Raw genomic sequence first — 1,933 nt, 5'->3', positions numbered from 1 at the left:
GGCGCATGCGCCCGACGAGGTGCGCACCTATTACGCGGTGCAGCCCGACGGTTCGTTCGAGCACGATGCGTTGCTGATCGACGCGCACTGAGCGTGCGGCGCGCGCCGCGCCGCTTTGCCGTTGCGCCATTTCGTCGCCGCATGAAAAAAGCCGCGATACGCATGAACGCGTATCGCGACTTTCGTGATTCCGGCTGGCGCCGAACACACCCGGCGCCCGCGGAATCAGCCGGTGTTGCGCAGGCCGGCAGCGATCCCGTTGATCGTCAGGTGAATCCCGCGGCGCAGCCGCGCGTTCGTGTCGCCCGCGCGGTGACGCTTGATCAGCTCGACCTGCAGGTGATTGAGCGGATCGAGATACGGGAAGCGGTTCTTGATCGAGCGCGCGAGCAGCGGGTTGGTCGCGAGGCGGCCTTCCTGCCCGGTGATTTCCGCGAGCGCCCGCGACGTGCGCTCCCATTCCGCGACGATCCGCTCGAACACGTGCTTGCGCAGCTTGCGGTCGGACACGAGCTGCGCATAGCGCGACGCGACCGCGAGATCGGTCTTCGCGAGCACCATGTCCATGTTCGACAGCAGGTTCGCGAAGAACGGCCAGGTCTTGTTCATCTTCTTCAGCAACGTGACGCGCTTCGCGCGCTCGGCGTCGTCCTGCGCGCCGTCGAGATACGCGCTGACCGCGCTGCCGAAGCCGTACCAGCCGGTCAGCAGCAGCCGGCACTGGCCCCACGAGAAGCCCCACGGAATCGCGCGCAGATCCTCGATCTTGCGCTGCTTCGGGTCCTGCAGCTTGCGCGACGCCGGGCGGCTGCCGATGTTCAGCTCGGCGATCTCGGTGATCGGCGTCGACGAGAAGAAGTAGTCGGTGAAGCCCGGGGTTTCATAGACGAGCGCGCGGTACGCGGCCATCGCGGAATCGGACAGCGTCTGCATCGCGGCCTCGAACGCGGGCAACTGCGCCGGTGCGTTCGATTGCGGCAGCAGCGACGCCTCGAGCGTCGCGGCGACGACCGTCTCGAGGTTGCGCCGGCCGATCGACGGGTTCGAGAACTTGCTCGCGATCACCTCGCCCTGTTCGGTCAGGCGGATCTGGCCGTTCACGGTGCCCGGCGGCTGCGACAGGATCGCCTGGTAGGTCGGGCCGCCCCCGCGGCCGACCGTGCCGCCGCGGCCGTGGAACAGCCGCAGCGTGATCTTGCGCTCGCGGAACAGGTCGACGAGCGCGAGTTCCGCGCGATACAGCTCCCAGTTCGACGTGAGGAAGCCGCCGTCCTTGTTGCTGTCCGAGTAGCCGAGCATCACTTCCTGCTCGGCGCCCTGGTGCGCGATCAATGCGTCGATGCCCGGCAGCGCGAAGTAGTCGCGCATGATGCGCGACGCGTCGCGCAGGTCGGGGATCGTCTCGAACAGCGGGATCACCATCAGGCTGTTCTTCGCATGGCTGCCCGGCACGCCGAGCGTGCCTTCGAGCAGGCCCGTCTCCTTCTGCAGCAGCAATACCTCGACGAGGTCGCTGACGGTTTCCGTGTGCGAAATGATGTAGTTGCGCACCGCACGCGCGCCGAATTGCGCGCGGACCTCGCGCGCCTTCTCGAACACGCCGAGCTCGCTCTGCGCGAGCGCCGAGTATTCGAGGTACGGCGAGCGCAGCGGGCGCGGATCGGCGAGCGCGGCGAGCAGCACGCGCAGCTTGTCTTCCTCGGCGAGCGCCGCATAGTCGGCCTCGACGCCCGCGCGCGCGAACAGCTCGGCGACCACCGCTTCATGGATGTCGGAACTCTGGCGCAGGTCGATGCTCGCCAGATGGAAGCCGAACACTTCCGCCGCGCGCACGAGCGGCGCGAGACGCGGCGCGGCGAGCGACGCGCCGTGGTGTTCGTCGAGCGACGCGGTCAGCACCTTCAGATCGGCGACGAACGCTTCGGAATCCTCG

General features: G+C 67.9%; 1 protein-coding gene and 1 pseudogene. One reads left to right on the top strand and one right to left on the bottom strand.

Annotated elements, in window-relative coordinates:
• Positions 1–91 (top strand): annotated as a pseudogene (locus JMF90_RS35130) (SAM-dependent methyltransferase); the annotation flags it as partial.
• A gap of 134 nt (positions 92–225) precedes the next feature.
• Here the strand turns inward: JMF90_RS35130 and ppc are convergent.
• On the bottom strand, positions 226–1,933 hold a 1,708-nt coding region (ppc, locus tag JMF90_RS35125; RefSeq protein ID WP_201326167.1), incomplete at its 5' end, for a phosphoenolpyruvate carboxylase.

It is taken from the genome of Burkholderia sp. E168m23 (assembly GCF_016586125.1).
GTDB classification, from domain to species: domain Bacteria; phylum Pseudomonadota; class Gammaproteobacteria; order Burkholderiales; family Burkholderiaceae; genus Burkholderia; species Burkholderia orbicola.
The sequence above is the reverse complement of the archived record's forward strand: the minus strand, read 5'-3'. Positions and strand labels throughout refer to the sequence as shown.